This window comes from Enterobacter sp. Taxon_2, from assembly GCF_058355295.1.
Genome location: NZ_CM178024.1, coordinates 1,230,672 through 1,253,393 on the forward strand (window position 1 = coordinate 1,230,672; position 22,722 = coordinate 1,253,393).

The following is a 22,722-nucleotide window of genomic DNA, read 5'->3' on the forward strand; positions in this document are numbered from 1 at the left end:
ATCTGGATTTCATCCTGACACAATGTGCTACAACAACGCAACAGGGAATTAACGACATGCAGACATTACAGACGACCAGCCTGCGGGTAGCGGATAATCAGCTCTTTATTCTCGACCAGCAGGCCCTTCCGCAGGAGAAACGCTGGCTGGATGCCTCAACGGTAGAGGCGCTGGTGGGGCATATTCACGCCCTGCGGGTGCGCGGCGCGCCGCTGATCGGTCTCTCTGCAAGTCTGCTGCTGGCGCTGCTGGCGGAAAACGGCAAAAGCCGTGACGAGCTGGCGGTGGCGCTGGAAACCCTGCGCGCATCCCGCCCGACGGCGGTGAACCTGATGAACAACCTTGACCGCATGAAGATTGCGCTGTGGCAGGAAGAGTATGTTCCGGCGCTGGTCGCGGAGGCGCTGCGCCTGATCGACGAAGACAAACGGCTCTGTGACGCCATTGCGCAAGCGGGCAGCGCGCTGGTGAAGCCCGGCAGCCGCCTGCTGACCCACTGCAACACCGGCGGGCTGGCAACGGCGGGCGTCGGTACGGCGCTGGGCGTGATTGCTCGCGCGCATCAGGAGGGCAAGGTCAGCAACGTCTGGGTGGATGAAACCCGTCCGCTGCTGCAGGGGGGCAGACTGACCGCGTGGGAGCTTGGCGAACTGGGCGTGCCGTATCAGCTGATTACCGATTCCATGGCCGCCAGCCTGATGGCGAAAGGGCTGGTGGATGCCGTGTGGGTGGGCGCAGACCGCATTGCGGCTAACGGCGACGTGGCGAATAAGATCGGCACCTATTCTCTGGCGGTGCTGGCGAAATTCCACGGCATTCCGTTCTATGTGGCCGCGCCGCAAACGACCCTCGATCCGGACTGCCCGAACGGTGACGCGATCCCGATTGAGCAGCGCGCCGCCAGCGAGGTGACGGGCGTCGCCGGAAGCTTTGGCGCGGTGCAGTGGGCGCCGGAAAACGCGCAGGTCTACAATCCGGCGTTTGACGTTACGCCAGCCTCGCTGGTTAGCGGCTGGGTGCTGGATACGGGTGTGGTCACGCCGGAAGCGGTGGCAAACGGAAAATTCGCCTGAGTCCGGCTATTCTTTAAGGGGTTTCCCTGAGAGGACAATATCGTGACGCTCGATCCTGAAACAGACTTAAAACTGGAGCGCGTGGTGGATGCCCCGCGCGACCTGCTGTGGCTCTGCTGGACTACGCCCGAACACATCAAAAACTTCTTCATTCCTGCTCCCCATAAGGTGACCGAATGCGACCTCGATCTGCGCGTGGGCGGACGGTTCAACACTGTGTTTGAGGTGGACGGTCAGCGGATGGATAACCGGGGTGTGTTCCTTGAAATCGACCCGGGGAAAAAGCTGGTCTTTACCGACGGCTATACCGAAGGCTGGAAACCGGTCGAGAAGCCGTTTATGACGGCGATTTTATTGCTGGAAGATGTCGGGGAGGGCAAAACGCGCTATACGGCGATTGCGCGTCACCCCACGGAGGAAATCCGCGAGCAGCACGAGCAGATGGGCTTCCACGAAGGGTGGGGGATTGTGCTGGATCAGCTGGTGGAGTATGTGAAGGGATTGAAGCGTTGAAGCTCGAGCGGCCTGATGCCCTCACCCCGACCCTCTCCCACAGGGAGAGGGAGCAAACACTAAAAACGGCAGCTATAGCTGCCGTTTTGCTTTTACCTATGCCAGCCGTGGATACGCATCCGCGATCGCATCACCCGTAAACTGGGCCACCCAGCCTTCCGGGTTATCGAAAATACGAATGGCGGTAAAGTTCGGCTCTGAGCCCATATCAAACCAGTGCGGCGTGCCCGCAGGAACGGAGATCAGGTCGTTTTTCTCGCACAGCACCTGATACACCTCATCGCCAATGTGCAGGCAGAACAGCCCTGCGCCTTCCACGAAAAAGCGCACTTCGTCTTCGCCGTGGGTATGCTCGTTCAGGAACTTCGCGCGCAACGCCTCTTTCTGCGGGTTGTCGGCGCGCAGGCTGATCACGTCCCAGCTCTGGTAACCCTTCTCTGCGACCAGCTTGTCGATCGCATGTTGATACGCCGCGATCACGGCTTCAGGAGCGGGATCGTGTCCTAAATCGCGATCCGCCGCCCAGCGTTCAAACCGCACGCCTTTCGCGTTGAGCTGTTGGGCAATCTCGGCGGCGTCGGTACTGTGCCACTGGTGTTGACTGGCGTCTTTATCGGAATAAATAGTCAATGCGCTCATGAAGGGATCTGCTCCGGGTTAATCTCGTCAAACTGGTGGACCTGATGGTGGTGGCTTGCGCCGTCATCATCGCCGCGAATCAGCTGCAGGGTGCGAAAACCTGCCTGTTCAGCCGCGTCCAGCTCCTGATGAATATCGGAGAGGAACAGGATCTGCGACGGGGCGATGCCCGTTTGCGCCGCGATGTTCTGATACGACTGCACCTCGCGCTTGGCGCCGATGTGGGTGTCGAAATAGCCGCTGAACAGATGAGTAATATCACCTTCGTCGCTGTAGCCAAATAACAGTTTCTGCGCAGCAACGGAGCCAGAGGAATAAACATAGAGATCAATCCCTTGCGCTTTCCATTTTTCCAGCGCGGGCAGCACGTCCGGGTAAAGATGTCCGGTAAAGTCGCCGTTAACGTAGCCGTCGTGCCAGATGATCCCCTGCAGCGCTTTTAGCGCGGTAGATTTGCGGTCTTCATCCATAAAGGCAAACAGGGCGTCGATAAGCTCGCTGACGCTGGCGTGCGGATTACCGATTTCATCACGCAGGTTGTCCAGAATGGATGTGACCGGCTCGGCGTACTGCTGCGCGGTGACGAAGGCCGCCAGCCGCTCACGCGCGTAGGGGAACAAAACATCATGGACAAAACGAATATCGCTGGTGGTGCCTTCAATATCCGTCACAATTGCGCGAATCATACTCTCTCCAGTTGTCGTAAACGCATTTCACATTCAAACAGGAATTCCAGTCCTTCCAGATGACGGCGGGCTTCGGCCACGTCGCATCCCCAGCAGGTTAAGCCATGACCGCGCAGAAGAAAACCATAATTAAGCGGGCGTTCCTGCGCGTAATGGGCGATTCGCGAGGCGAGGGCGTCAATATCCTGATCGTTATCGAAGACCGGGATAGCCACCGTATCCAGATGCGTGGTCTGCCCGGTGAGGGATTTTTGCATCTCAAAGCCGCTGATGTTGAGCTCGGCTTCTTTGACCAGACGCGAGAGCACCGTGGCGTTGACCGTATGAACGTGCAGGACGGCGTTGGCCTCCGGGAACAGACGATAGATAAGGGTGTGTAGCCCCGTTTCGGCTGATGGCTTACGACCAGACGGTGCGCGGTTGGTGGCGATCTCCACCTGGAGAAAATCCTCCGTCGTCAGGCTGCCTTTGTCTTTGCCGGATTCGCTGAGCCAGCAGAGGCGTTCATCCTGACGCACCGACATGTTGCCTCCGGTGGCGGGTGCCCAGCCTTTGGCGCCAATCCAGCGGCAGGCGTCGACCAGATGCGTGAGTTGCAGGTTGTCTGTCATTTTCCTTTTACCCTCTCGGACAGGAATATTCATATTGTTTAGACGTCTAAGCGTCTTGATTGCCAAAGACTAACATCGTGTTATAGTGGCAGCAACAAAAGTATTACAAGCAGGCACAACACAATGAGCATTAACCCATTGATTCCGCAAAGTAAACTTCCCAATCTCGGTACCACTATCTTTACGCAGATGAGCGCCCTGGCGCAGCAGCACAACGCCATTAACCTTTCTCAGGGATTTCCGGATTTCGACGGGCCGACCTATCTGCAGGAGCGTCTGGCGTACCACGTGGCGCAGGGGGCGAATCAGTATGCGCCGATGACGGGCGTGCAGGCGCTGCGGGAAGCCATTGCGGACAAAACGGCTGAGCTGTATGGCTACAAGCCCGATGCCAACAGCGACATCACGGTGACGGCAGGGGCGACCGAAGCGCTGTATGCGGCGATTACCGCGCTGGTGCGTGCGGGCGATGAAGTTATCTGCTTTGACCCGAGCTACGACAGCTATGCGCCTGCGGTTGAACTCTCCGGCGGCGTGGTGAAACGCGTGGCGTTACAGCCACCGCATTTCCGCCCTGACTGGCAGGCGTTTGCTGCGCTGCTGAGCGACAAAACCCGTATGGTGATCCTGAATACCCCGCATAACCCGTCCGCGACGGTGTGGCAGAAAGCCGATTTCGCCGCGCTGTGGCAGGAGATTGCCGAACGTGAAATCTACGTGCTGAGCGATGAAGTTTACGAGCACATCTGCTTTGCAGAAGAGGGACACGCCAGCGTGCTGGCCCATCCGCAGCTTCGCGAGCGGGCTATCGCCGTCTCGTCGTTCGGTAAGACCTACCATATGACCGGCTGGAAAGTGGGCTACTGCGTCGCACCGGCCGCCATTAGCGCTGAGCTGCGCAAGGTGCACCAGTACCTGACGTTTGCCGTAAACACGCCGGCTCAGCTGGCGCTGGCGGATATGCTGCGCGCGGAGCCCGAGCATTATCGCGCGCTGCCGCGTTTCTACCGTGAACGTCGGGATCTGTTCGTGACGGCGCTGAGTAAAAGCCGCCTGGAAATTTTGCCGTCTGAAGGAACCTACTTCCTGCTCGCGGACTACAGCGCGATTTCCGATCTGGACGACGTCAGCTTTTGCCAGTGGTTGACAAAAGAGGTGGGGGTGGCCGCCATTCCACTGTCGGTATTCTGCGCCGATCCCTTCCCGCACAAGCTGATCCGTCTTTGCTTTGCCAAGCAGGAATCGACGCTGCTGGCGGCGGCAGAGCGTCTGAACACGCTCTGATTATTTCACCGTCCAGGCATCGGAATAGCGACGGTCTGCAAACAGCATCAGCAGGCCGTTGATTTGCTTGAGGCGCAGCACCTCGTCGCTGTCCATCCCCAGCTCTTTGCCAATTCGCTCATCGTTCCAGCCGAGCTGTGCCAGTTCGCGCACGATATCCGACATGGCGTTAATCTGGTGCCGACCCCGCGCCCGGTTGTGACGGATCGTGGCGGCCATACGGTCATGCTTTTCCTGTCGATCCTGGCGCAGGCAGGTGACGGGGAGATATCCCCTGAGCTGACGCTTCAACACCGCCCGAGTTTTGCCGATTTCATGGCGGTGGAAACCATCCACAATTTCGTAATGTTGCGGTTCACTTTCTGTCACGACAATAGGTTGGGTGAATCCATCGAGTTCCAGCGACTTGCTGAGCAGCCGTTTTTCTGGAGGGGCAACGTTATTGGGGTTGTAGTCGTTAGCGGTAATCGCGTCCTGTTTGATCCAAAGCACGCAGTCTATCGGTTGCTCACGAAAAGGACTGTTTCGATGGATCGCTTCACGAAAAGCATTGATGGCGTTAATCCGATCCTCTTCGGGAAGAGACTGAAGGTACGTTTCGATCTCGGTGATTAATCGTTGTCGCATAATATGCCCCACTCCTTGCGTTTCGCCTTCACTCTTTCACTGTAGCGCTGATAATGTTTGGGTTTATTTGGGCTGAACGACAGCGCTCTGCACCAGTAGTCGTTATTAAGGATAACCTTGCAAATACGGCGCCATGAGGGAATGTCTTTGGCACCAATATCACCGTCCTGGGTGTCGGGAATATCCTCTATGCCTTTCTTCTGATACCAGCGCAGGTAAATGGCGATTTTATTGCGGTAATGCTCAGCCGTATTTTGCGGCATGCTGTCGAGCAGCAGCAGGGCATATTCGCGCCAGCAGAGGTGATCGGGTTTCAGGATTTTCCGGTGACCATAAAAGTGGTTATCGTGCCCGGCGTAAATTCCTCCGCTGCGTACGCCGCTCACGCGCTCGCACATGGCCGCCCAGCGATCGGGCTCAACAACATGGTAGAGCCATAATCCCTGACGCTGCTCCGGACCAAAGGGCTCACAAATACGCATATAGCGGGGCGGCACGCCGGCCTGGAACATCAGGTCATAGAGCGGGTTATAGCAACATCCCGATTTGGCAAACCAGGTCCAGATATCGGCTGTTTTCCAGTCGTAGAGGGGATAAACATACCAGGCATGCCCCCCAGGGGCGACAGTCGTCCAGGGTTTATCATCGGCAAACCGCTGCTTACGCGCCGACGCGATAGCCAGAAAACGGTTGTAAGATTCATCGGCGCGGATGCCAATCATCACCGCCGCCGGGCGATTGTGAGAGAACCAGTCGGAGAAGCTGCGAACAAAAGTTTCAAACGTCATGCCGGGCTGGTAGAAGGGAAAAAAAGCGGGATCGGTTATCGCACCGTCAGGGGGCTGGCGGACCCATCGGGTGCCGGGTTCCCAGCATTGCCATTCCGGCTGAAATTGCGACAGAGAATTTTGCGTTGTCAGGGGAAGCGCGACCCACCAGAAATGGCTGATGATATCGCTGTATAACTCGCGCATACGTTCAACATGGGTGATGGTATGGCTAAACTGCGCTTCCCAGTCGATAAAGAGAACGTCTATTTTTATATTCATCTGTCGCGCCTGCCGGGCAACCAGGTGCAGCATGGTGGTGGAGTCTTTACCTCCTGAGAAAGAGACACAGATCCTGGGTAAATTTTCGAGAGTCCATGTTATTCGTTCCCGAGCCGCAGAAAGAACATCCTGATTAAGAGGGTACTTATAAATTGACATGTTTATTCTCATCCTGAGGAATAAATACCAGACGTTAGTGTCAATACTAGAGTGAGAATGATATCAGTCAATAATTAATGAGGTGTGCAAAGTTTATACCGAATATTTCTATAACGGAGATGTATGTTTCTGAAACTGGCGGCTCCCATTATGTATGAGAACCACAATGCCGTTTCAGGGTAAGGTTATTTCTTCAATAAAGCTTGCGAAGGCTGCGCTATGCAATGCGGAGCGATTATACATCATGTAAATATCAATGATGGGAAATTGAATGTCTGTTTCGACTTTGTGAAGATTAAGTGCCTGTCCATATTGTTCAAAAGCGACTGTTGGCACTAATCCAATGAGGTCCGATGAACTGATCATCGACAAAAGAGAAATAAAAGAGTCACTTCGATAGACGATATTTCGTTCTGTTAAAAGATTATCGGCTTTCTCCTGATACTCTTTAACGCTACTTTCATCGCTCAGGTAGGCGGTAAAGTCTTCATTGAGGATCTCTTCGTGAGTAGGTTTTCCGCTAACGCGAGGATGACCCTTTCGGCAAACAAGAACAAAAGGGAGTCTGTAGTACAGACTGCAGGCGATAGAGCGGCTTGTAGAGGGGGCAAAAGAAAATATCAGGTCAGCCTTTCGGTAAGCTAAGAGATCTTCTGCTGAATCAGGAGCAAGAAAAACATCATGTAATTCAATGGAATAATTGTACTTATCCATCAGCAGCTTCATAGGCGCAAGCATCGTTTTCGTGCTCATAAACTGCGGGCTATAAATGACAAAGTTTTTTTTCAGCCCGGTGCTGTGCATCATGTTAATGGTCTGCTCGAGCTGGTTCAGGTTTTGTTCCAGATGATGATGCAGATTGACGCCGACCGTCGTGGGCGTTATTCCCTTTCCTGAACGGATAAACAACGGATCGTTGAGCTGCCCGCGCAGACGCTGCAGTGACTGGCTGACCGCTGAGGGCGTGATATAAAGCGTCTCTGCCGCCTTACTGATGCTCAGATGTTGATAAATGCATTCAAAAATGACCAGCAGGTTGAGGTCGAATTTTTTAAGGTCGTAGAGATTTGCCATGTTTCGTCCTGAGATTGTCATCTATGCTGGGTTATCACATCACTGATAACTATAGTTTGAAGTTAACCATTAACAATCCTTTCGATTAACCCTCTTAAATTTAAATTAAATTCACCTTAATATATCATGACGCCAGATTATTGAAATAGTGCTTCAAGGAACATTAAGATAATTTTATCTCAGATGTTGGAGTGAGCATTTTAAATAACAATTGTCATTTATATATTGAGGTATTTTTATAATAAAAATAAATTTATAACGTCCCGAAATGGTGTTTGGCAAAACCTATCACAGCCATAGGCAGGAATACCTCTCTTATGGATTGCCCAATTCCTGAACGGGTGGTGTAATCAAAGGGCTGTTACCCCTTGATATAAAGGGTTGTAGAGCGCAACGCAACGCCAGCTTCGGCTGGCACTGAATGTACCTGCGGGGAATTCAGGTATCAGGGCCGCCCGTTGAGGCGGCCTTTTTACTTTCAGGCTTTCCTGTAAAAGGTTCACCTTGTTGTCTTGTCGACGTTGTAAGGTTTGGCTGATTGATTTGATAAAGCATACGCATTAGCCCCGATGGATAAAGTTGGTTACCTTACATCTCAACGAAAACACGGAGGAAGTACAGATGTCTTTGATTAACACTAAAATTAAACCTTTCAAAAACCAGGCGTTCAAAAACGGTGAGTTCATCGAAGTAACCGAGAAAGATACCGAAGGTCGCTGGAGCGTCTTCTTCTTCTATCCGGCTGACTTCACCTTCGTTTGCCCGACCGAACTGGGCGACGTGGCTGACCATTATGACGAACTGCAGAAGCTGGGCGTAGACGTTTACTCTGTCTCTACCGATACCCACTTCACCCACAAAGCATGGCACAGCAGCTCTGAAACCATCGCAAAAATCAAATACGCGATGATCGGCGACCCGACTGGCGCCCTGACCCGTAACTTCGACAACATGCGTGAAGATGAAGGCCTGGCTGACCGCGCCACCTTCGTTGTTGACCCGCAGGGTATTATCCAGGCTATCGAAGTTACCGCTGAAGGTATCGGCCGTGATGCGTCTGACCTGCTGCGTAAAGTGAAAGCAGCGCAGTACGTGGCTTCTCACCCAGGCGAAGTGTGCCCGGCGAAATGGAAAGAAGGCGAAGCGACTCTCGCTCCATCCTTAGACCTGGTCGGCAAGATCTAAGTCTGTAAAGTCTGGCGGCGCTGCGCTTGCACAGGCCTACAGTATCGTAGGCCGGGTAAACGAAGTGCCACCCGGCAATCAATGGGCGCTCCCCGCGCCCATTTCATTCCAGCACCATGATGCAAGTTGCATTCAGGCCGCCCGTTAAAGGCAGCTTGCATGATGACGTTTTAAGAGAGGGAAGAATAATGCTCGACACTAATATGAAAACCCAGCTCAAGGCCTATCTTGAGAAACTGACCAAACCCGTTGAGCTGATTGCCACGCTGGACGACAGCGCGAAATCGGCAGAGATCAAGGAACTGCTGGCTGAGATCGCCGAACTGTCGCCAAAAGTGACCTTCAAAGAAGATAACTCGCTTAACGTCCGTAAGCCTTCTTTCCTGATTACTAACCCAGGCTCTGAGCTGGGGCCGCGCTTTGCCGGCTCGCCGCTGGGTCACGAATTTACCTCGCTGGTGCTGGCGCTGCTGTGGACCGGTGGTCATCCGTCGAAAGAGGCGCAGGCGCTGCTGGAGCAGATCCGCGATATCGACGGCGATTTCGAGTTTGAAACTTATTACTCGCTCTCTTGCCATAACTGCCCGGACGTGGTGCAGGCGCTGAACCTGATGTCGGTCCTGAACCCGCGCATTAAGCACACGGCGATTGACGGCGGTACCTTCCAGAATGAAATCACCGATCGCAACGTGATGGGCGTTCCGGCGGTGTATCTGAACGGTCAGGAATTCGGTCAGGGTCGTATGACGCTGACGGAAATCGTCGCCAAAGTGGATACCGGTGCCGAAAAACGTGCCGCAGAAGCGCTGAACAAACGCGATGCCTACGACGTGCTGATCGTCGGTTCCGGTCCGGCGGGCGCGGCGGCGGCAGTGTACTCCGCGCGTAAAGGGATCCGCACTGGCCTGATGGGCGAGCGTTTCGGTGGCCAGGTACTGGATACCGTGGACATTGAAAACTATATCTCCGTGCCGAAAACCGAAGGTCAGAAGCTGGCGGGGGCGCTGAAGGCGCACGTCAGCGACTACGACGTGGACGTGATCGACAGCCAGAGCGCCAGCAGGCTGGTACCTGCTGCGGTTGAGGGTGGTTTACACCACATTGAAACCGCGTCCGGCGCGGTGCTGAAAGCGCGCAGCATTATCATTGCCACCGGTGCGAAATGGCGCAACATGAACGTCCCGGGTGAAGATCAGTATCGCACCAAAGGCGTGACCTACTGCCCGCACTGCGACGGCCCGCTGTTTAAAGGTAAACGCGTGGCGGTGATCGGCGGAGGTAACTCCGGCGTGGAAGCGGCTATCGACCTGGCGGGGATTGTTGAACACGTCACCCTTCTGGAGTTCGCACCAGAGATGAAGGCCGACCAGGTTCTGCAGGATAAAGTGCGCAGCCTGAAAAACGTCGACATCGTCCTTAACGCGCAGACCACGGAAGTGAAGGGCGACGGCAGCAAGGTGACCGGTCTGGAATACCGCGACCGCGTGAGCGGCGACGTTCACAGCGTTCAGCTTTCAGGGATCTTCGTGCAGATTGGTCTGCTGCCAAACACCACCTGGCTGGAAGGCGCGATTGAGCGCAACCGCATGGGCGAAATCATCATCGATGCGAAGTGTGAAACCAGCGTGAAGGGCGTGTTTGCGGCGGGTGACTGTACTACCGTGCCGTACAAACAGATCATCATCGCCACGGGCGAAGGGGCGAAGGCGTCGCTGAGTTCGTTTGACTATCTGATTCGCACCAAAACCGCATAAGAAAAGAAAGTAAGACGATACCTGCAATAGCGAGAGGCCACCGAAAGGTGGCCTCTTTTTTTATCTGACGACCATCACCGGTATGTGTGTGTGGCGGATCACGCTGGAGGCGTTAGAGCCCAGCAGATGTGTGGTAATGGAAGGGTTGCGCGAACCGATGACCACCACGTCTGCTTTCAACTCGTTCGCCAGTTCATTTACCGCATCACGTACGCTGCCGAATCTGACGTGCGTTTTGATCCGTGAAGGGTCAATACTGAAGTGGCTGACCATGGTTTGCAGACGCGTTTCCGCTTCATGCTGCAAATGCTCCTCGAAGCGGCGCACATCGGCAGCGAAGCGGTGCAGGCTCAGGCTGGCTGAGCCCGGGAGCACGTGCAACAGATGGATGACACCGTCCTGCTGCGCCAGGAACTCCGCGTGGCGAACGGCCTTGTCGCTCAACTCCATCTCAAAAACATCAACCGGCATAATGATTCTCTGATACATACCCGTTTCTCCTTGTTTATAAACGCTGTACTTATTCAACCACAAAATATTAATGGTTTCTGTAAGCGCCCCGTCAGTTTTCTTATCTCGCCAGGATAAATCTCAAAAGAACCGTATTACGGGGCAGACCTTCAGGGGTAGCTACCCTTATAGACTTACCTGGAACCTTTCGGAGGTCGCATGAAAGCACTTACGTATCACGGTCCACACCATGTTCGCGTCGAGAATGTCCCTGACCCCATCATCGAACAGCCCGACGATATCATTCTGCGCGTCACGGCCACGGCGATCTGCGGCTCCGATTTGCATCTCTATCGCGGAAAGATCCCGAAGGTGCAGCACGGCGATATTTTTGGCCATGAGTTTATGGGGGAAATCGTCGAGTGCGGTGCAGAGGTAAAGAATTTGCAAAAAGGCGATCGCGTGGTGATCCCCTTTGTCATCGCCTGCGGGGACTGTTTCTTCTGTCGTCTGCAGCAATACGCGGCCTGTGAGAATACCAATGCCGGGCAGGGCGCCGCGCTGAACAAAAAGCAAATCCCCGCGCCGGCCGCGCTGTTTGGCTATAGCCACCTCTACGGCGGTGTACCGGGGGGACAGGCGGAATACGTTCGCGTGCCGAAGGGGAACGTCGGACCGTTTAAAGTCCCGCAGCTTCTTTCTGATGATAAAGCACTTTTCCTTTCCGACATTTTGCCCACGGCCTGGCAGGCGGCAAAAAATGCGCTGATTGCAAAAGGTTCAAGCGTAGCCGTTTTCGGCGCCGGGCCGGTGGGGCTACTGACCATTGCCTGCGCGCGGCTGCTGGGGGCTGAGCAGATCTTTGTTATCGATCACCACCCGTACCGGTTGCGATTTGCCGAGGCCCGTTACGGCGCAATTCCCATCAACTTTGATGATGACAACGACGCCGCGGAAAAAATCATCGAGCAGACAGCGGGCCAGCGCGGCGTTGACGCCGTGATTGATGCGGTCGGGTTTGAAGCGAAAGGCAGCACCACGGAAACGATCCTCAGCAATCTTAAAATTGAAGGCAGCAGCGGCAAAGCGTTGCGTCAATGCATTGCTGCCGTGCGGCGCGGTGGGGTGGTTAGCGTACCCGGCGTGTACGCCGGGTTTATCCATGGCTTCCTGTTTGGCGATGCCTTTGATAAGGGGCTGACGTTTAAGATGGGTCAGACGCACGTCCATGCCTGGCTGGGTGAACTGTTACCGCTGATCGAAAAAGGGCTGCTTACGCCGGAAGAGATCGTGACCCATTATCTCCCCCTTTCGGATGCGGAACGCGCCTATAAGATTTTCGAAAAACGGGAGGAGGAGTGCCGGAAGGTGATTCTGGTCCCGGGCGCAGAGACCCCCGAAGCCGCAGAGCAGACCGTTAAGGGCCTGGTGAATGCCTTCCCGGGTGGGGTGGCCTGAAAATGTTCGCTTACCAGTGGCGTTCAAGATAGAGCACGGCCGTGACGATAATCGCCACAAAAATCAGAAAGATAAGTGTGATAACGCCTATCTCACTCATGACCGTCCCCGCGGCACCAAAACAGATTAAGCGTGGATTAAGGCCATTTTGCGCGGTATAGGAAAATCGTGTGAATTTGCGGAAAGAGGATGCGGTGGCATCCTCTGTGCAAAGCGGGTAGGCGCTTATTCAGAAGAGATTAACGCAGGTAATCGCCTGCAGCTTCTGGCTGGTAGAGCAGCTCCAGCACTTCCAGATGGGTCGAAGCGCCGCCCGGCAATTCCCAGTGGATCGTATCCCCCGTACGCAGTCCCAGCAGTGCGGCACCCACAGGCGCAAGCACAGAAAGCTGTGCGCTGCTGTCGGTCATCTGCGCCGGGTAAACCAGCGTGCGGGTCAGCTCTTCACCGGTGGTCAGATTGCGGAATTTCACCTGGCTGTTCATGGTGACTACGTCATGCGGCATCGTCTCAGGCGTGCACATCTGTGCCCGGTCGAGTTCTTCATTCAGGGCGTCGGCCACGGGGAGCGAGGCGAACTCCGCTTTTTCCAGCAGCCTGTCGATACGTTCTGCGTCGAGCTCATTGATGATAATGGTAGGTCTGGACATTTTTTACTCCATGTCGTTAATGCTGCGTCTAACGCAGAAACTGATCCAAAAGAAAACCCTCGCCGTCTGGCAGCGAGGGTTTAACTCTCCCGATAATACTGGCTGAGCGCGCAAGTTTGAAGTGATGAAAGTCACATTCATGGTCCATATGAATTTTCGCTGAAATTTATTCAGTCTTCATTCCTGGCGGAATACGTTACGCTGAGTGTCCTGAATCCGGGCGTTGCCCGCCAACGAGAGAGCACTATGTACTTCTATCAACCGTCTCAGGGACACGGCCTGCCGCACGATCCGCTGAACGCCATTATTGGTCCACGTCCGATCGGCTGGATCTCCTCATGCGATAAGGCCGGTCAGCTGAACCTTGCGCCGTACAGCTTCTTTAACTGCTTTAACTATCGCCCACCGATCATCGGCTTTTCCAGCAACGGCTGGAAGGACAGCGTGCGTAATATTACTGAGACAAAAGAGTTTGTCTGGAATCTGGCGACGCGCGATCTTGCCCAGGCGATGAACCAAACCTCAGCGATGCTTCCCCACGATCGGGATGAATTTAGCTTTGCCGGACTCACGCCAGCGGCCAGCCAGCTGGTTAACGCCCCACGCGTTGCAGAAAGCCCGGTGAATTTTGAGTGTCGACTGTCGCAGTGCATTCAGCTTACCGGTGCCGATGGTACGCCGGTGGACACGTGGCTGGTGCTGGGGGAAGTGGTCGGTATCCATATTGCCGAAACGCTGCTGGAAGAGGGGATATACCAGACGGCGAAAGCGCAGCCCATCCTGCGTGCGGGTGGGCCGACGGCGTACTATGGCATCAGCGATGAAAACCGGTTTGATATGGTGCGCCCGGGCGCGGATCAGTAACCGGCTTTATCAATCACGAATTGGCTTCCGCAGTTACCCGGATGTGGCTGCGGGGCAAACGAGGTCGCAGAAAGCGGGTTGTTAATGGCGTTTGCCTTCAGCGAAACCTGCATCTCGGTGAGATACGCCGGATTGCCGTTGCAGGTCAGCTTGAACGCTTTGACGTTCTCGTTGCCCCAGCTTTTGGCCACGGCACTGTCAAAATCACTACGATTGACGGATTTCCCGTAGTTATCGGCGAGGAATTTTCCGACCGCACTGTTTTTAACTTCCTGATTCATCCGCACCATCGTGCCGAAATAGGCATCCGGGTCAAAACCAAAGCAGACGCCATGTTTGGCATATTCGTAGCGTTCCAGGCAGGAATTCCCGCCCGCGCCCGGCATCACGTCATTGAGCTTTGCGGCAGCGGAAAGCGACAGTCCGGTTTCGGCGGCATCGCATTTGCGGCTGGCCTTCACTTCCGGCATGTTCGGAATGGGGCGTGTGGCGCAGCCAAAACGCATCCATCGACGGTCATCCACGCCGCGTGAGGCAATAGATTTCGGCAGGCCGGGCCATAACCCGTGAACGGTCAGAAAATCGGCTTTATTCTCGCGCTCTTTTTGCAGGCGACATTCGTCAGGTTCATTACGGTTGCGCTCAACCATGCTCTGGCAAAACCCGGTTTGCCAGGACAAAGCCAGCACATAGCGATCGAAATCGCCATACTGGGTTGCCTTCAGCGGTTCCGCCTGTGCGGAGAAGATACAGAGTGCAAGCGCCAGTGCGCCAGACGGGATGACGATATCCTTCCTGAACATATGATTTCCTGATCGAATGAGCGTGATTAATTTCTGAGGGTTATTAAAGCATAAAAAGCGCCCGCAGGCGCTTTTTGGATATCCCTAATTTAGCTTAGGCCGCGCCGGGAACCAGCACTTCCGTGGCGATAATCACGATAATCAGGCCAACCATCACTGGCACTGAGGTACGTTTTACCACTTCGAATGGTGAGATTTTCGCCATCCCGGCAACGGCGACCACCACGCCTGATACCGGGGAGATGGTACGGCCCAGGTTTGACGCTTGCAGCATGGGTATGGAGAGATAGGCCGGGTTAATACCGGAGGAGTGTGCCAGTTTCGGGATCATCTCAACGAAAGCGTAGAAAGGCGCATTACCGGAGCCCGTGGTCATCGCCGCCAGCATGGTGAGCACCACCAGAACCAGCATCAGGATAATACTGGCCGATCCGAACGAGGTGGCGATCGAGATCAGGCTCTGGATAAAGCCGATGGTGCTCAGACCCTGGGCAAAAACGCCCGCTGCCACCAGCAGCATCACCACGCCAGCGAAGGCATCCGCCATACCGCGATAGGCAACTTCCAGACCCGAGAACACCTTTTGCGTATTAAAACCACGCACAAATTCCAGCACGGCAGCCAGCAGCATGCAGATAACCAGAATGGTGATGATGTGCAGCTGTGGACCCCATTTGCCGTCAAAAATCAGCACCCCGATAATCGGCGTGAAGGGCAGAATGGCATAAAACGCGGGAGCGGTGGTGGTGATTTCACTCACGTCCATCATTTCATGGCTGATGTTTTCTTTCTTATCGAGATAGCGCTGCCAGAAGAAATGCGCGATACCCATGCCGACAATGGCAACAATGGAGATCGGCAGCGTGGTTTTAAAGGCGAAGTCGATGAGCGACATCTCCGCCGCCTTTGCCGCCAGCACGACGTCACCGGAGGTCGGGGAGAGAATAATCGCTGCCGGAGACGCGCAAATGGCTGCGGCCGCGCCGCGGCTGATACCGACGTTCACCATGACCGGGAACAGCGTCGCCATCAGCAGTACGCCAAGTCCGGTAGCCGACGAAACGGCCAGCGACATCAGGCAGGCGAGGAAATAGGCGGCGACCATCAGCAGATACGGCGAGTTAATGTACTGCAGGGGTTTGGAGGCAAGTTTAACGACCATGTCGTTGGCGCCGATGTGGGTCATGTAGGCCGCAAAACCACACAGCATCATGATCATCATGCCCAGATCGCCGCCGCGGCTCATGAGCAATATTTTAATGTATTCAACAATATCTGTAGCGGTGTAACCGGTGCTCGTGGCGCTGGCAGGTAACACCTGGTGCCCCATCAGTGCGCTGATAATCAACAGCGTTAAACCGCCAACAAATAATACGCCCGTGGCCGAGTAGCCTTTAATGATGTAGCGCGCGACGCCGACAATGACGACGACTCCAATAAGGAGTTCGAATAGCGTAAGCATGATTTCCCCTGTATCTCTGCTGCAATGGAGCACAAAAAATCAATAAAAAAAGAAGGATGAAATGTGCCGAATAAATGGCCTGTTCTTGCTGATTAAAATCAATAAACAGACGACTAGAGAACAGAACAAGCGTGTTTTTGCCATGGCCCATACATTTATACCATGAGGGTCTTGACCGTCAGAAATAGCGCAATGTGTCCCAATAATGATAACAAATTGTTAATGTTTTGTATGGTTTTGCATGTCACTGATTACGAACACTAAATGGGAAAAGTCACACCTCTTGTGGGCTTATTCGAGCATATCCCCCGATTTCTTTAAGAATATTCCCGCAAAATGGTCGAATAATTAGGAATAACGCCGATGCCGTTAAGCCTTGATTCAACTATTTTATGGTAAACTTTGCCTCGAATACTAAGAATGGTAATTGCATTGTGATCGTACGTAATACATTTTTCTCTGTTTTGTTGTTTATTTTTGGGCAGTTAACGTTTTCTTCTGTTGCACAGGCAGAAGGCAACGCGACGGACAAAGGCTGGTTCTCCACCTTTACGGATAATGTTTCCCAGACCTGGACGGCACCTGAACATTATGATCTCTATGTTCCGGCAATAACGTGGCATGCGCGTTTTGCTTACGACAAAGAGAAAACCGATAAATACAACGAGCGTCCGTGGGGCGCGGGTTTTGGTCAGTCTCGCTGGGACGAAAAGGGAAACTGGCATGGCATCTATCTGATGGCCTTCAAAGACTCGTTTAATAAATGGGAGCCGATTGGGGGGTATGGTTGGGAGAAAACCTGGCGTCCGCTAGCGGACGAGAACTTCCACGTCGGTTTGGGCTATACCGCCGGGGTCACTGCACGTGACAACTGGAACTACATCCCGATCCCGGTGCTGCTGCCTTTGGCCTCTATTGGCTACGGCCCCGCAACGTTCCAGATGACCTACATCCCGGGTACGTACAACAACGGAAACGTTTACTTCGCCTGGATGCGTTTTCAGTTTTAACTGACAAAACGTTACATAGTGGTGAAAAAACGCGCAGGCGTTGATTCATAAACGATAAAAATCTGCCAGTGAAAATTAACGCGACTTTAGTCACTTTTTATCAAAGATCCGCTGGACAAAAGGTCCCACAATTGATGTACTGGTAACCGACACAGCATTTGTGTCGTTTTTTAATGTAAAGGTAATTTTGATGTCTAAGATTAAAGGTAACGTTAAGTGGTTTAATGAGTCCAAAGGATTCGGTTTCATTACTCCTGAAGATGGCAGCAAAGACGTGTTCGTACACTTCTCTGCAATCCAGTCTAATGGTTTCAAAACTCTGGCTGAAGGTCAGCGTGTAGAGTTCGAAATCACTAACGGTGCCAAAGGCCCTTCTGCTGCTAACGTAATCGCTCTGTAATTCAGACGCGTCAGCAAGAATTTCAAAACCCGCTCCCTGAGCGGGTTTTTTTCGTTTTGAATCAGCCAAGCAGATACATTTTCAGGAAGCTGGCAACGATCAGCACGCTCAACAACACCATGCCTGCGCTCATCAGACTCTGTTTCATTCTGTCACCCTCGTTCAGTACTGCACTCAGAGTGACAGAGAAAAATTAAGCCAACATTAACGGTTCGACAGTTAATGCGTGCTTGCGGTGGAAAAGAGCCAAAATGCGATCCCCGTCATCGCAAACGAGCCGAGCATGTTAATCGCGATGTTCGCGAGTGCCCAGCCGATACGGCCTTCCTGAAAGAGAAACACGACTTCTGCGGAGAACGTCGAGAAGGTGGTTAACCCGCCGCAGAAACCCGTCGTAATCAGGACCTTCCACATCGGGTCGATGTGCGTCATTCGGTTAAACCAGGCCAGACCCATGCCAATGATAAAGGCACCAATCAGGTTAGCGGCCAGTGTCCCCATCGGAATCGCCTGATGCAGAGGATTAAACCGCATACTCAGAAACCATCGCGCAACGCTACCCGTTCCCCCACCAATAAAAACGGCTAAAAGTAGTTGTAACACGCTAAATACCTGCTATTTGATGTGTAAGAGAAGCGAGTTTAACGCCGTTTATGATGAGGGGACAAATATGTATGTTGCGGTAGGGCAATTTGCGGTCACGCCTGACTGGCATGAAAATGCGCTCACGTGCGTCAACCTGATGAAGCAGGCCCGGCAGAAAGGCGCGTCGCTACTGGTTCTCCCCGAAGCGCTGCTGGCCAGGGATGATAATGACCCGGATTTATCGGTGAAGTCCGCGCAGTCTCTGGACGGCGAATTCTTGCAGCAACTGCTCGCCCAGAGCGTGGGCAATACGATGACGACGATCTTAACGATCCATGTCCCCTCCACGCCGGGCCGTGCAGTGAATACGCTGGTGGCGATTCGTGGCGGGGCTATTATCGCCCGCTACGCCAAGCTCCATCTCTATGATGCGTTCAGCATTCAGGAGTCGCGGCGCGTTGACCCCGGAGACAGTATCCCACCGCTTCTGGAGATTGACGGACTTAAGGTTGGGTTGATGACCTGCTATGACCTGCGTTTTCCGGAACTGGCGCTCCATCTGGCGCTACAGGGAGCGGACGTGCTGGTACTGCCTGCAGCGTGGGTTCGCGGGCCGTTGAAAGAGCACCACTGGGCAACGCTGCTGGCGGCACGCGCGCTGGATACCACCTGCTATGTCGTTGCCGCAGGTGAATGCGGCACGAAAAACATCGGGCAAAGCAGGGTGGTCGATCCGCTGGGAGTGACGATCGCCGCCGCTGCGGAAGCGCCCGATTTGCTGGTGGCGGAGATAAATGTAGGCAGAATTACGCTTGCACGTCAGCAACTACCTGTTCTTCGCAATCGTCGGTTTGCGCCACCGCAATTATTGTGATGTTTTTTTCAACAATGCTTGATTCACCTTGTTACAGATTGCTATTGTGTGCACGCGCTAAATGACCGTTAATACAATCAGGTTTTGGCGCTGAATGCAGCCTGTTTTAAGTAAAGAAGGTATCTATGGGTGAGATTAGTATTACCAAACTGCTGGTGGTTGCCGCACTGGTCGTCCTGCTGTTTGGTACCAAGAAGTTACGCACGCTGGGTGGTGACCTGGGGGCTGCCATCAAAGGCTTTAAGAAAGCGATGAACGACGATGATGCAGCGGCGAAGAAAAGCGCCGAGGATGACGTCCCGGCAGACAAGCTTTCTCACAAAGAGTGACAGCAACGCCTGAGGGCTTGCGAAAAAAAAAACCGGCTCATGAGGCCGGTTTTTTTGTATTACTGTAAAAGAATATTACAGCATTATTTAACTTCTTCGCCTTTTGCCTGCATATCGGCGTGGTATGAGGAGCGAACGAACGGGCCGCAGGCTGCGTGGGTGAAGCCCATCGCCATCGCTTCGGCTTTCATTTCATCGAACTCGTCCGGGCTAACGTAGCGCTGTACCGGCAGGTGGTGACGGCTTGGCTGCAGATACTGCCCCAGGGTCAACATGGTCACACCGTGGCGGCGAAGATCGCGCATCACCTCAATGATTTCCTCATTGGTTTCACCCAGCCCCACCATCAGACCAGACTTGGTCGGAATATGCGGATGCGCTTCTTTGAAACGCTCCAGCAGTTTCAGAGACCAGTTATAGTCAGCGCCCGGGCGGACCTGACGGTAGAGACGCGGCACGTTCTCCAGGTTGTGGTTAAACACATCTGGCGGCGTTGCGGTCAGGATATCCAGCGCGCGGTCCATACGGCCACGGAAGTCAGGCACCAGCGTCTCGATTTTGATGTTAGGGCTTTTCTCGCGAATGGCCGTAATACAGTCGGCGAAGTGCTGAGCACCACCGTCACGCAGATCGTCACGGTCAACGGAGGTGATAACCACATAGCGTAGCGCCATGTCGGCAATGGTCTGCGCCAGTTTCTGGGGTTCGTTAGCATCAGGTGCGACTGGACGGCCATGAGCAACATCGCAGAACGGGCAGCGGCGGGTACAGATAGCACCCAGAATCATAAACGTCGCGGTACCGTGATTGAAACATTCAGCAAGGTTCGGACAAGAGGCTTCTTCACACACGGAGTGAAGGCCATTCTTGCGCATCGCCGCTTTGATCCCCTGGATACGCGAAGAGTCGGCCGGAAGTTTGATTTTCATCCATTCCGGTTTTCTTAACAGCGCCTCGCGCTCTGTAGCCACGTTTTTAACCGGGATAAGGGCCATTTTATCGGCATCGCGGTATTTAACACCGCGTTCCATCACAATGGGTTTACTCATAGCGTGCGTGTTCCAGTTGCGAATATCGAAGGAAAGCGTTTCAATTCAAGGGAATGTTGTATTTATCAACTATTTTTGAACGAACGACAGGCAGTATATCATTGAAACGGTCGTTAAAGCAGCCTGCCAGATCGCCAATTTGTAAAATAGTTGTTGTTTTGTGCCTTTCGCCCTGCCTGGTGCAGGGTCTTGTGCTGGCTAAACCTGTCAGAAGGCCTGACGGATAATACGGATGACGTTTTCCAGAACCGGGTCGCGTAAACTCAGCTTGTTGTAATGCAGTGAAATCTCGATTGATTCCGCATTAAGCTGACTGAGTGGAATGCTCTCCAGCGGCCAGCATTTTTGTAGCAGGCTGTACAGGCGCGATGGCATAACGCACAGCATATCGCTGCTGCCGATCAGCGATGCGGTGGTAAACATATTGTAACTGCTGAAGCTGATCTGACGTTCCGGGAAAATTTCATCAATACGCTGACGAAGGGCGTGGTTAGACTGCCCTTCGGTCATGAAAGACGAGTGGTCGTAGTTGCGCAGGTTTTCGATGGTCAGCGGTTCGCTGAGAACCGGATGCTGCTGCCGGCAAACCAGCACCAGGTTATCCGAATAGAGCACATTTTGACCCAGCGCTCTGGCACTGAAGCTGCCGCTTTCAATAATCAGGTCCGTCTGGAACTGGGCAAGCTGAATGTCAGGTTCATTGAGCGGCACATTGCGAAGCAGGAGCTGCGGAGCATGCTCTTTCACGGCCTGGAAGATCGCCGGCATCACCAGCACACCCACAGAAGGGGAGCAGCCGATGGTGATGGTTCTCTGCTTATCATAGCTCCCGGTTAAATCCAGTGCGCCCAGAATCGACTCCAGCCCCTGGCTGATGTACTCGTGGAGATGCGTGGCGTAAGCCGTCGGCGTTACCCCCTGGCCCTTACGGATAAATAACGGGTCAGGAAATATAGCGCGTAGCTTTTGGATTGACTGACTTATTGCTGATGGCGTGAGATTAAGAATTTTCGCAGCGTTAACGATACCTTTATGGACATATACTGCCTCAAAAATAGTCAGTAAATTGAGATCAATATTACGTAAAGTCCGAAAAATTTGCGGCTTGTCTTCGCCACCAGGTTCATTCAGTCGTTTGGCTGGTAAATTATTATACTCCACGCTTTCACCCCGTATACATTCACAATATGAATGATAGTTGAATTTATTTATTATGCTTGTAGAGATTCGTAAAGTGTTGGTTCTGTTTCACTTGTTTATCAAAAGCAAACAGTTGTGTGATAATTGCTCACGTTACTTATGCCGTGTTTGCCGAGCTTGCTGGAGGCTAAATAATATGTAGCGGTAATATTCGGGCGCTTCGAAAATATAGAATCTGTGGTTTATTGTAAAGTGCAAAAGCGGTAAATAAACAGTGGCCCGTCAAATTATCGAGCCCTGTTGTACGATATATTAAGCAGGGATATATTCGTGTGGGGGATTGTTAAGTAGCGCTAACACGTTCTTCAAAAGCACGGGACGAATATGTTCGGGCGTAGCGGCTTCTACCCACTGGCGCATTTGCGTCATTTCCATGCCGGCGTAGCCGCAGGGGTTTATGCGCTGGAACGGCGCGAGATCCATATTAATATTCAATGCCAGGCCATGGAATGAGCAGCCTTTTCGAATACGCAGCCCCAGGGAGCAGATCTTCATTTCCCCAACGTAAACGCCCGGCGCATCGGCACGCGGATGCGCGTCAATACCATATTCCGCCAGCGTGTTGACGACGGTTTGTTCCAGTAAAGTGACCAGTTCACGCACGCCCAGCTTTCTGCGCTTCAGATTGAGCAGGACGTACATCACCTGCTGCCCGGGCCCATGGTACGTGACCTGACCGCCGCGATCGCTCTGAATAACCGGGATATCTCCCGTCATTAATAGATGTTCTGCTTTACCCGCCTGACCCTGCGTGAACACCGGCAGGTGTTCGACCAGCCAGATTTCATCTGGGGTGTTGTCATCGCGTGAATCGGTGAAGTCATGCATGGCCTGGGAGACAGGCTCATAAGGTTGCAGCCCGAGGTGACGGACCAGAATTTTATCCTGATACAAAACTGCGTCTCCGAAGACGAGGGACAAAAGGTGTGGGGGG

At 53.5% G+C, this 22,722-nt stretch carries 26 protein-coding genes; 11 read left to right on the plus strand and 15 right to left on the minus strand.

Annotation, left to right across the window (positions count from 1 at the left end; all coding sequences use genetic code 11):
- Window positions 1-56 precede the first annotated feature (56 nt).
- Together mtnA and AC4IC4_RS05705 are read left to right on the plus strand one after the other, a co-directional pair.
- Window positions 57-1,073 carry an S-methyl-5-thioribose-1-phosphate isomerase gene (gene mtnA / locus AC4IC4_RS05700; protein ID WP_032649584.1) on the plus strand — a complete coding sequence of 339 codons (1,017 nt, stop codon included), beginning with the start codon at window positions 57-59 and terminating at the stop codon, window positions 1,071-1,073.
- A 42-nt stretch (window positions 1,074-1,115) separates the two neighbouring features.
- Entirely contained in the window at window positions 1,116-1,586 is a 471-nt protein-coding gene (locus AC4IC4_RS05705; protein ID WP_491472335.1) for an SRPBCC family protein, read from the plus strand.
- Window positions 1,587-1,682: 96 nt separating this feature from the next.
- Here the strand turns inward: AC4IC4_RS05705 and AC4IC4_RS05710 are convergent, their stop codons facing one another.
- Genes AC4IC4_RS05710 through AC4IC4_RS05720 form a run of 3 tightly spaced genes read right to left on the minus strand, consistent with a single transcriptional unit; the run spans window position 1,683 to window position 3,522 of the window.
- Entirely contained in the window at window positions 1,683-2,225 is a 543-nt protein-coding gene (locus AC4IC4_RS05710) for a 1,2-dihydroxy-3-keto-5-methylthiopentene dioxygenase (RefSeq protein WP_023315605.1), read from the minus strand.
- Window positions 2,222-2,911, minus strand: a complete 690-nt coding sequence (gene mtnC, locus AC4IC4_RS05715) for an acireductone synthase (RefSeq protein ID WP_024906997.1) — start codon at window positions 2,909-2,911, stop codon at window positions 2,222-2,224. The genes AC4IC4_RS05710 and mtnC overlap by 4 nt, the downstream gene beginning before the upstream one ends.
- Window positions 2,908-3,522, minus strand: coding sequence for a methylthioribulose 1-phosphate dehydratase (locus AC4IC4_RS05720; protein WP_491472336.1), 615 nt, complete (start codon window positions 3,520-3,522; stop codon window positions 2,908-2,910). The genes mtnC and AC4IC4_RS05720 overlap by 4 nt, the downstream gene beginning before the upstream one ends.
- A gap of 123 nt (window positions 3,523-3,645) precedes the next feature.
- Here AC4IC4_RS05720 and AC4IC4_RS05725 point away from each other — a divergent pair, with 123 nt between their 5' ends.
- Window positions 3,646-4,806, plus strand: coding sequence for a pyridoxal phosphate-dependent aminotransferase (locus tag AC4IC4_RS05725; RefSeq protein WP_267217078.1), 1,161 nt, complete (start codon window positions 3,646-3,648; stop codon window positions 4,804-4,806).
- Here AC4IC4_RS05725 and AC4IC4_RS05730 read toward each other — a convergent pair whose 3' ends face one another.
- The 3 genes from AC4IC4_RS05730 to citR all read right to left on the minus strand — a co-directional run bounded on the left by AC4IC4_RS05730 (window position 4,807) and on the right by citR (window position 7,715).
- Window positions 4,807-5,433, minus strand: coding sequence for an IbrB-like domain-containing protein (locus tag AC4IC4_RS05730; RefSeq protein WP_491472337.1), 627 nt, complete (start codon window positions 5,431-5,433; stop codon window positions 4,807-4,809).
- The gene (locus tag AC4IC4_RS05735) at window positions 5,418-6,641 is read right to left on the minus strand and encodes a phosphoadenosine phosphosulfate reductase (protein ID WP_491472338.1); all 1,224 of its coding nucleotides are present in this window, start codon (window positions 6,639-6,641) and stop codon (window positions 5,418-5,420) included. The genes AC4IC4_RS05730 and AC4IC4_RS05735 overlap by 16 nt, the downstream gene beginning before the upstream one ends.
- Before the next feature lie 174 nt (window positions 6,642-6,815).
- Window positions 6,816-7,715 (minus strand): DNA-binding transcriptional repressor CitR, encoded by a 900-nt coding sequence (gene citR / locus AC4IC4_RS05740; protein ID WP_491472339.1) that lies wholly within the window; start codon window positions 7,713-7,715, stop codon window positions 6,816-6,818.
- Window positions 7,716-8,336: 621 nt separating this feature from the next.
- Between citR and ahpC the strand changes: the two genes are divergently transcribed.
- Window positions 8,337-8,900: an alkyl hydroperoxide reductase subunit C gene (gene ahpC / locus AC4IC4_RS05745; protein ID WP_008501015.1), complete on the plus strand. Its 564-nt coding sequence runs from the start codon at window positions 8,337-8,339 to the stop codon at window positions 8,898-8,900.
- 188 nt (window positions 8,901-9,088) lie between these two features.
- A complete protein-coding gene (ahpF, locus tag AC4IC4_RS05750; RefSeq protein WP_090417811.1) occupies window positions 9,089-10,654 on the plus strand; it encodes an alkyl hydroperoxide reductase subunit F in 1,566 nt (521 codons plus the stop codon).
- A gap of 60 nt (window positions 10,655-10,714) precedes the next feature.
- On the opposite strand, the gene uspG is transcribed toward ahpF, so the two are convergent.
- Window positions 10,715-11,143 carry a universal stress protein UspG gene (uspG, locus tag AC4IC4_RS05755; protein ID WP_023310731.1) on the minus strand — a complete coding sequence of 143 codons (429 nt, stop codon included), beginning with the start codon at window positions 11,141-11,143 and terminating at the stop codon, window positions 10,715-10,717.
- A 180-nt stretch (window positions 11,144-11,323) separates the two neighbouring features.
- Here uspG and AC4IC4_RS05760 point away from each other — a divergent pair, with 180 nt between their 5' ends.
- Window positions 11,324-12,562, plus strand: coding sequence for a zinc-dependent alcohol dehydrogenase (locus AC4IC4_RS05760; RefSeq protein WP_491472340.1), 1,239 nt, complete (start codon window positions 11,324-11,326; stop codon window positions 12,560-12,562).
- Between the two features lie 10 nt (window positions 12,563-12,572).
- Here the strand turns inward: AC4IC4_RS05760 and yldA are convergent, their stop codons facing one another.
- Window positions 12,573-12,662, minus strand: a complete 90-nt coding sequence (gene yldA, locus AC4IC4_RS05765; RefSeq protein ID WP_008501020.1) for a small membrane protein YldA — start codon at window positions 12,660-12,662, stop codon at window positions 12,573-12,575.
- Window positions 12,663-12,801: 139 nt separating this feature from the next.
- Entirely contained in the window at window positions 12,802-13,212 is a 411-nt protein-coding gene (gene rnk, locus AC4IC4_RS05770; RefSeq protein WP_024907006.1) for a nucleoside diphosphate kinase regulator, read from the minus strand.
- A 246-nt stretch (window positions 13,213-13,458) separates the two neighbouring features.
- Between rnk and AC4IC4_RS05775 the strand changes: the two genes are divergently transcribed.
- The gene (locus AC4IC4_RS05775) at window positions 13,459-14,076 is read left to right on the plus strand and encodes a flavin reductase family protein (protein WP_023310735.1); all 618 of its coding nucleotides are present in this window, start codon (window positions 13,459-13,461) and stop codon (window positions 14,074-14,076) included.
- Here AC4IC4_RS05775 and rna read toward each other — a convergent pair.
- Together rna and dcuC are read right to left on the minus strand one after the other, a co-directional pair.
- Window positions 14,070-14,879, minus strand: coding sequence for a ribonuclease I (gene rna, locus AC4IC4_RS05780; RefSeq protein ID WP_491472341.1), 810 nt, complete (start codon window positions 14,877-14,879; stop codon window positions 14,070-14,072). The two genes, AC4IC4_RS05775 and rna, sit on opposite strands and share 7 nt — an antisense overlap.
- Before the next feature lie 94 nt (window positions 14,880-14,973).
- Complete coding sequence (gene dcuC, locus AC4IC4_RS05785; protein ID WP_032649567.1) at window positions 14,974-16,341, minus strand: anaerobic C4-dicarboxylate transporter DcuC; 1,368 nt, start codon at window positions 16,339-16,341, stop codon at window positions 14,974-14,976.
- Window positions 16,342-16,733: 392 nt separating this feature from the next.
- Between dcuC and pagP the strand changes: the two genes are divergently transcribed.
- Both pagP and cspE read left to right on the plus strand, forming a co-directional pair.
- Complete coding sequence (gene pagP / locus AC4IC4_RS05790) at window positions 16,734-17,351, plus strand: lipid IV(A) palmitoyltransferase PagP (protein ID WP_080350496.1); 618 nt, start codon at window positions 16,734-16,736, stop codon at window positions 17,349-17,351.
- A 190-nt stretch (window positions 17,352-17,541) separates the two neighbouring features.
- The gene (cspE, locus tag AC4IC4_RS05795) at window positions 17,542-17,751 is read left to right on the plus strand and encodes a transcription antiterminator/RNA stability regulator CspE (protein ID WP_002439184.1); all 210 of its coding nucleotides are present in this window, start codon (window positions 17,542-17,544) and stop codon (window positions 17,749-17,751) included.
- 219 nt (window positions 17,752-17,970) lie between these two features.
- Here the strand turns inward: cspE and crcB are convergent, their stop codons facing one another.
- The gene (crcB, locus tag AC4IC4_RS05800) at window positions 17,971-18,354 is read right to left on the minus strand and encodes a fluoride efflux transporter CrcB (protein ID WP_429053416.1); all 384 of its coding nucleotides are present in this window, start codon (window positions 18,352-18,354) and stop codon (window positions 17,971-17,973) included.
- A gap of 67 nt (window positions 18,355-18,421) precedes the next feature.
- On the opposite strand from crcB, the gene AC4IC4_RS05805 reads away from it, so the two are divergent.
- Window positions 18,422-19,210, plus strand: coding sequence for a deaminated glutathione amidase (locus AC4IC4_RS05805; protein WP_491472342.1), 789 nt, complete (start codon window positions 18,422-18,424; stop codon window positions 19,208-19,210).
- A 125-nt stretch (window positions 19,211-19,335) separates the two neighbouring features.
- Window positions 19,336-19,539: a twin-arginine translocase subunit TatE gene (gene tatE / locus AC4IC4_RS05810; RefSeq protein WP_023310742.1), complete on the plus strand. Its 204-nt coding sequence runs from the start codon at window positions 19,336-19,338 to the stop codon at window positions 19,537-19,539.
- Between the two features lie 83 nt (window positions 19,540-19,622).
- Here tatE and lipA read toward each other — a convergent pair whose 3' ends face one another.
- The 3 genes from lipA to lipB form a co-directional block, all read right to left on the minus strand.
- Window positions 19,623-20,588 (minus strand): lipoyl synthase, encoded by a 966-nt coding sequence (lipA, locus tag AC4IC4_RS05815; protein ID WP_024907012.1) that lies wholly within the window; start codon window positions 20,586-20,588, stop codon window positions 19,623-19,625.
- Window positions 20,589-20,795: 207 nt separating this feature from the next.
- Window positions 20,796-21,749, minus strand: coding sequence for a YbeF family transcriptional regulator (locus tag AC4IC4_RS05820; protein WP_024907013.1), 954 nt, complete (start codon window positions 21,747-21,749; stop codon window positions 20,796-20,798).
- Between the two features lie 291 nt (window positions 21,750-22,040).
- Entirely contained in the window at window positions 22,041-22,682 is a 642-nt protein-coding gene (lipB, locus tag AC4IC4_RS05825) for a lipoyl(octanoyl) transferase LipB (RefSeq protein WP_370883998.1), read from the minus strand.
- Window positions 22,683-22,722: the final 40 nt, after the last annotated feature.

Excerpts from the sequence above, each read along its gene's own strand:
- lipA (WP_024907012.1), bottom strand. The coding sequence starts at position 20,588 with ATGAGTAAACCCATTGTGATGGAACGCGGTGTTAAATACCGCGATGCC.
- AC4IC4_RS05760 (WP_491472340.1), top strand. The coding sequence starts at position 11,324 with ATGAAAGCACTTACGTATCACGGTCCACACCATGTTCGCGTCGAGAAT.
- rna (WP_491472341.1), bottom strand. The coding sequence starts at position 14,879 with ATGTTCAGGAAGGATATCGTCATCCCGTCTGGCGCACTGGCGCTTGCA.
- tatE (WP_023310742.1), top strand. The coding sequence starts at position 19,336 with ATGGGTGAGATTAGTATTACCAAACTGCTGGTGGTTGCCGCACTGGTC.
- AC4IC4_RS05730 (WP_491472337.1), bottom strand. The coding sequence starts at position 5,433 with ATGCGACAACGATTAATCACCGAGATCGAAACGTACCTTCAGTCTCTT.
- citR (WP_491472339.1), bottom strand. The coding sequence starts at position 7,715 with ATGGCAAATCTCTACGACCTTAAAAAATTCGACCTCAACCTGCTGGTC.
- AC4IC4_RS05775 (WP_023310735.1), top strand. The coding sequence starts at position 13,459 with ATGTACTTCTATCAACCGTCTCAGGGACACGGCCTGCCGCACGATCCG.
- rnk (WP_024907006.1), bottom strand. The coding sequence starts at position 13,212 with ATGTCCAGACCTACCATTATCATCAATGAGCTCGACGCAGAACGTATC.
- uspG (WP_023310731.1), bottom strand. The coding sequence starts at position 11,143 with ATGTATCAGAGAATCATTATGCCGGTTGATGTTTTTGAGATGGAGTTG.
- AC4IC4_RS05725 (WP_267217078.1), top strand. The coding sequence starts at position 3,646 with ATGAGCATTAACCCATTGATTCCGCAAAGTAAACTTCCCAATCTCGGT.
- mtnC (WP_024906997.1), bottom strand. The coding sequence starts at position 2,911 with ATGATTCGCGCAATTGTGACGGATATTGAAGGCACCACCAGCGATATT.
- AC4IC4_RS05805 (WP_491472342.1), top strand. The coding sequence starts at position 18,422 with ATGTATGTTGCGGTAGGGCAATTTGCGGTCACGCCTGACTGGCATGAA.
- ahpF (WP_090417811.1), top strand. The coding sequence starts at position 9,089 with ATGCTCGACACTAATATGAAAACCCAGCTCAAGGCCTATCTTGAGAAA.
- mtnA (WP_032649584.1), top strand. The coding sequence starts at position 57 with ATGCAGACATTACAGACGACCAGCCTGCGGGTAGCGGATAATCAGCTC.
- AC4IC4_RS05720 (WP_491472336.1), bottom strand. The coding sequence starts at position 3,522 with ATGACAGACAACCTGCAACTCACGCATCTGGTCGACGCCTGCCGCTGG.
- yldA (WP_008501020.1), bottom strand. The coding sequence starts at position 12,662 with ATGAGTGAGATAGGCGTTATCACACTTATCTTTCTGATTTTTGTGGCG.
- ahpC (WP_008501015.1), top strand. The coding sequence starts at position 8,337 with ATGTCTTTGATTAACACTAAAATTAAACCTTTCAAAAACCAGGCGTTC.
- cspE (WP_002439184.1), top strand. The coding sequence starts at position 17,542 with ATGTCTAAGATTAAAGGTAACGTTAAGTGGTTTAATGAGTCCAAAGGA.
- dcuC (WP_032649567.1), bottom strand. The coding sequence starts at position 16,341 with ATGCTTACGCTATTCGAACTCCTTATTGGAGTCGTCGTCATTGTCGGC.
- pagP (WP_080350496.1), top strand. The coding sequence starts at position 16,734 with ATGGTAAACTTTGCCTCGAATACTAAGAATGGTAATTGCATTGTGATC.
- AC4IC4_RS05735 (WP_491472338.1), bottom strand. The coding sequence starts at position 6,641 with ATGTCAATTTATAAGTACCCTCTTAATCAGGATGTTCTTTCTGCGGCT.
- AC4IC4_RS05710 (WP_023315605.1), bottom strand. The coding sequence starts at position 2,225 with ATGAGCGCATTGACTATTTATTCCGATAAAGACGCCAGTCAACACCAG.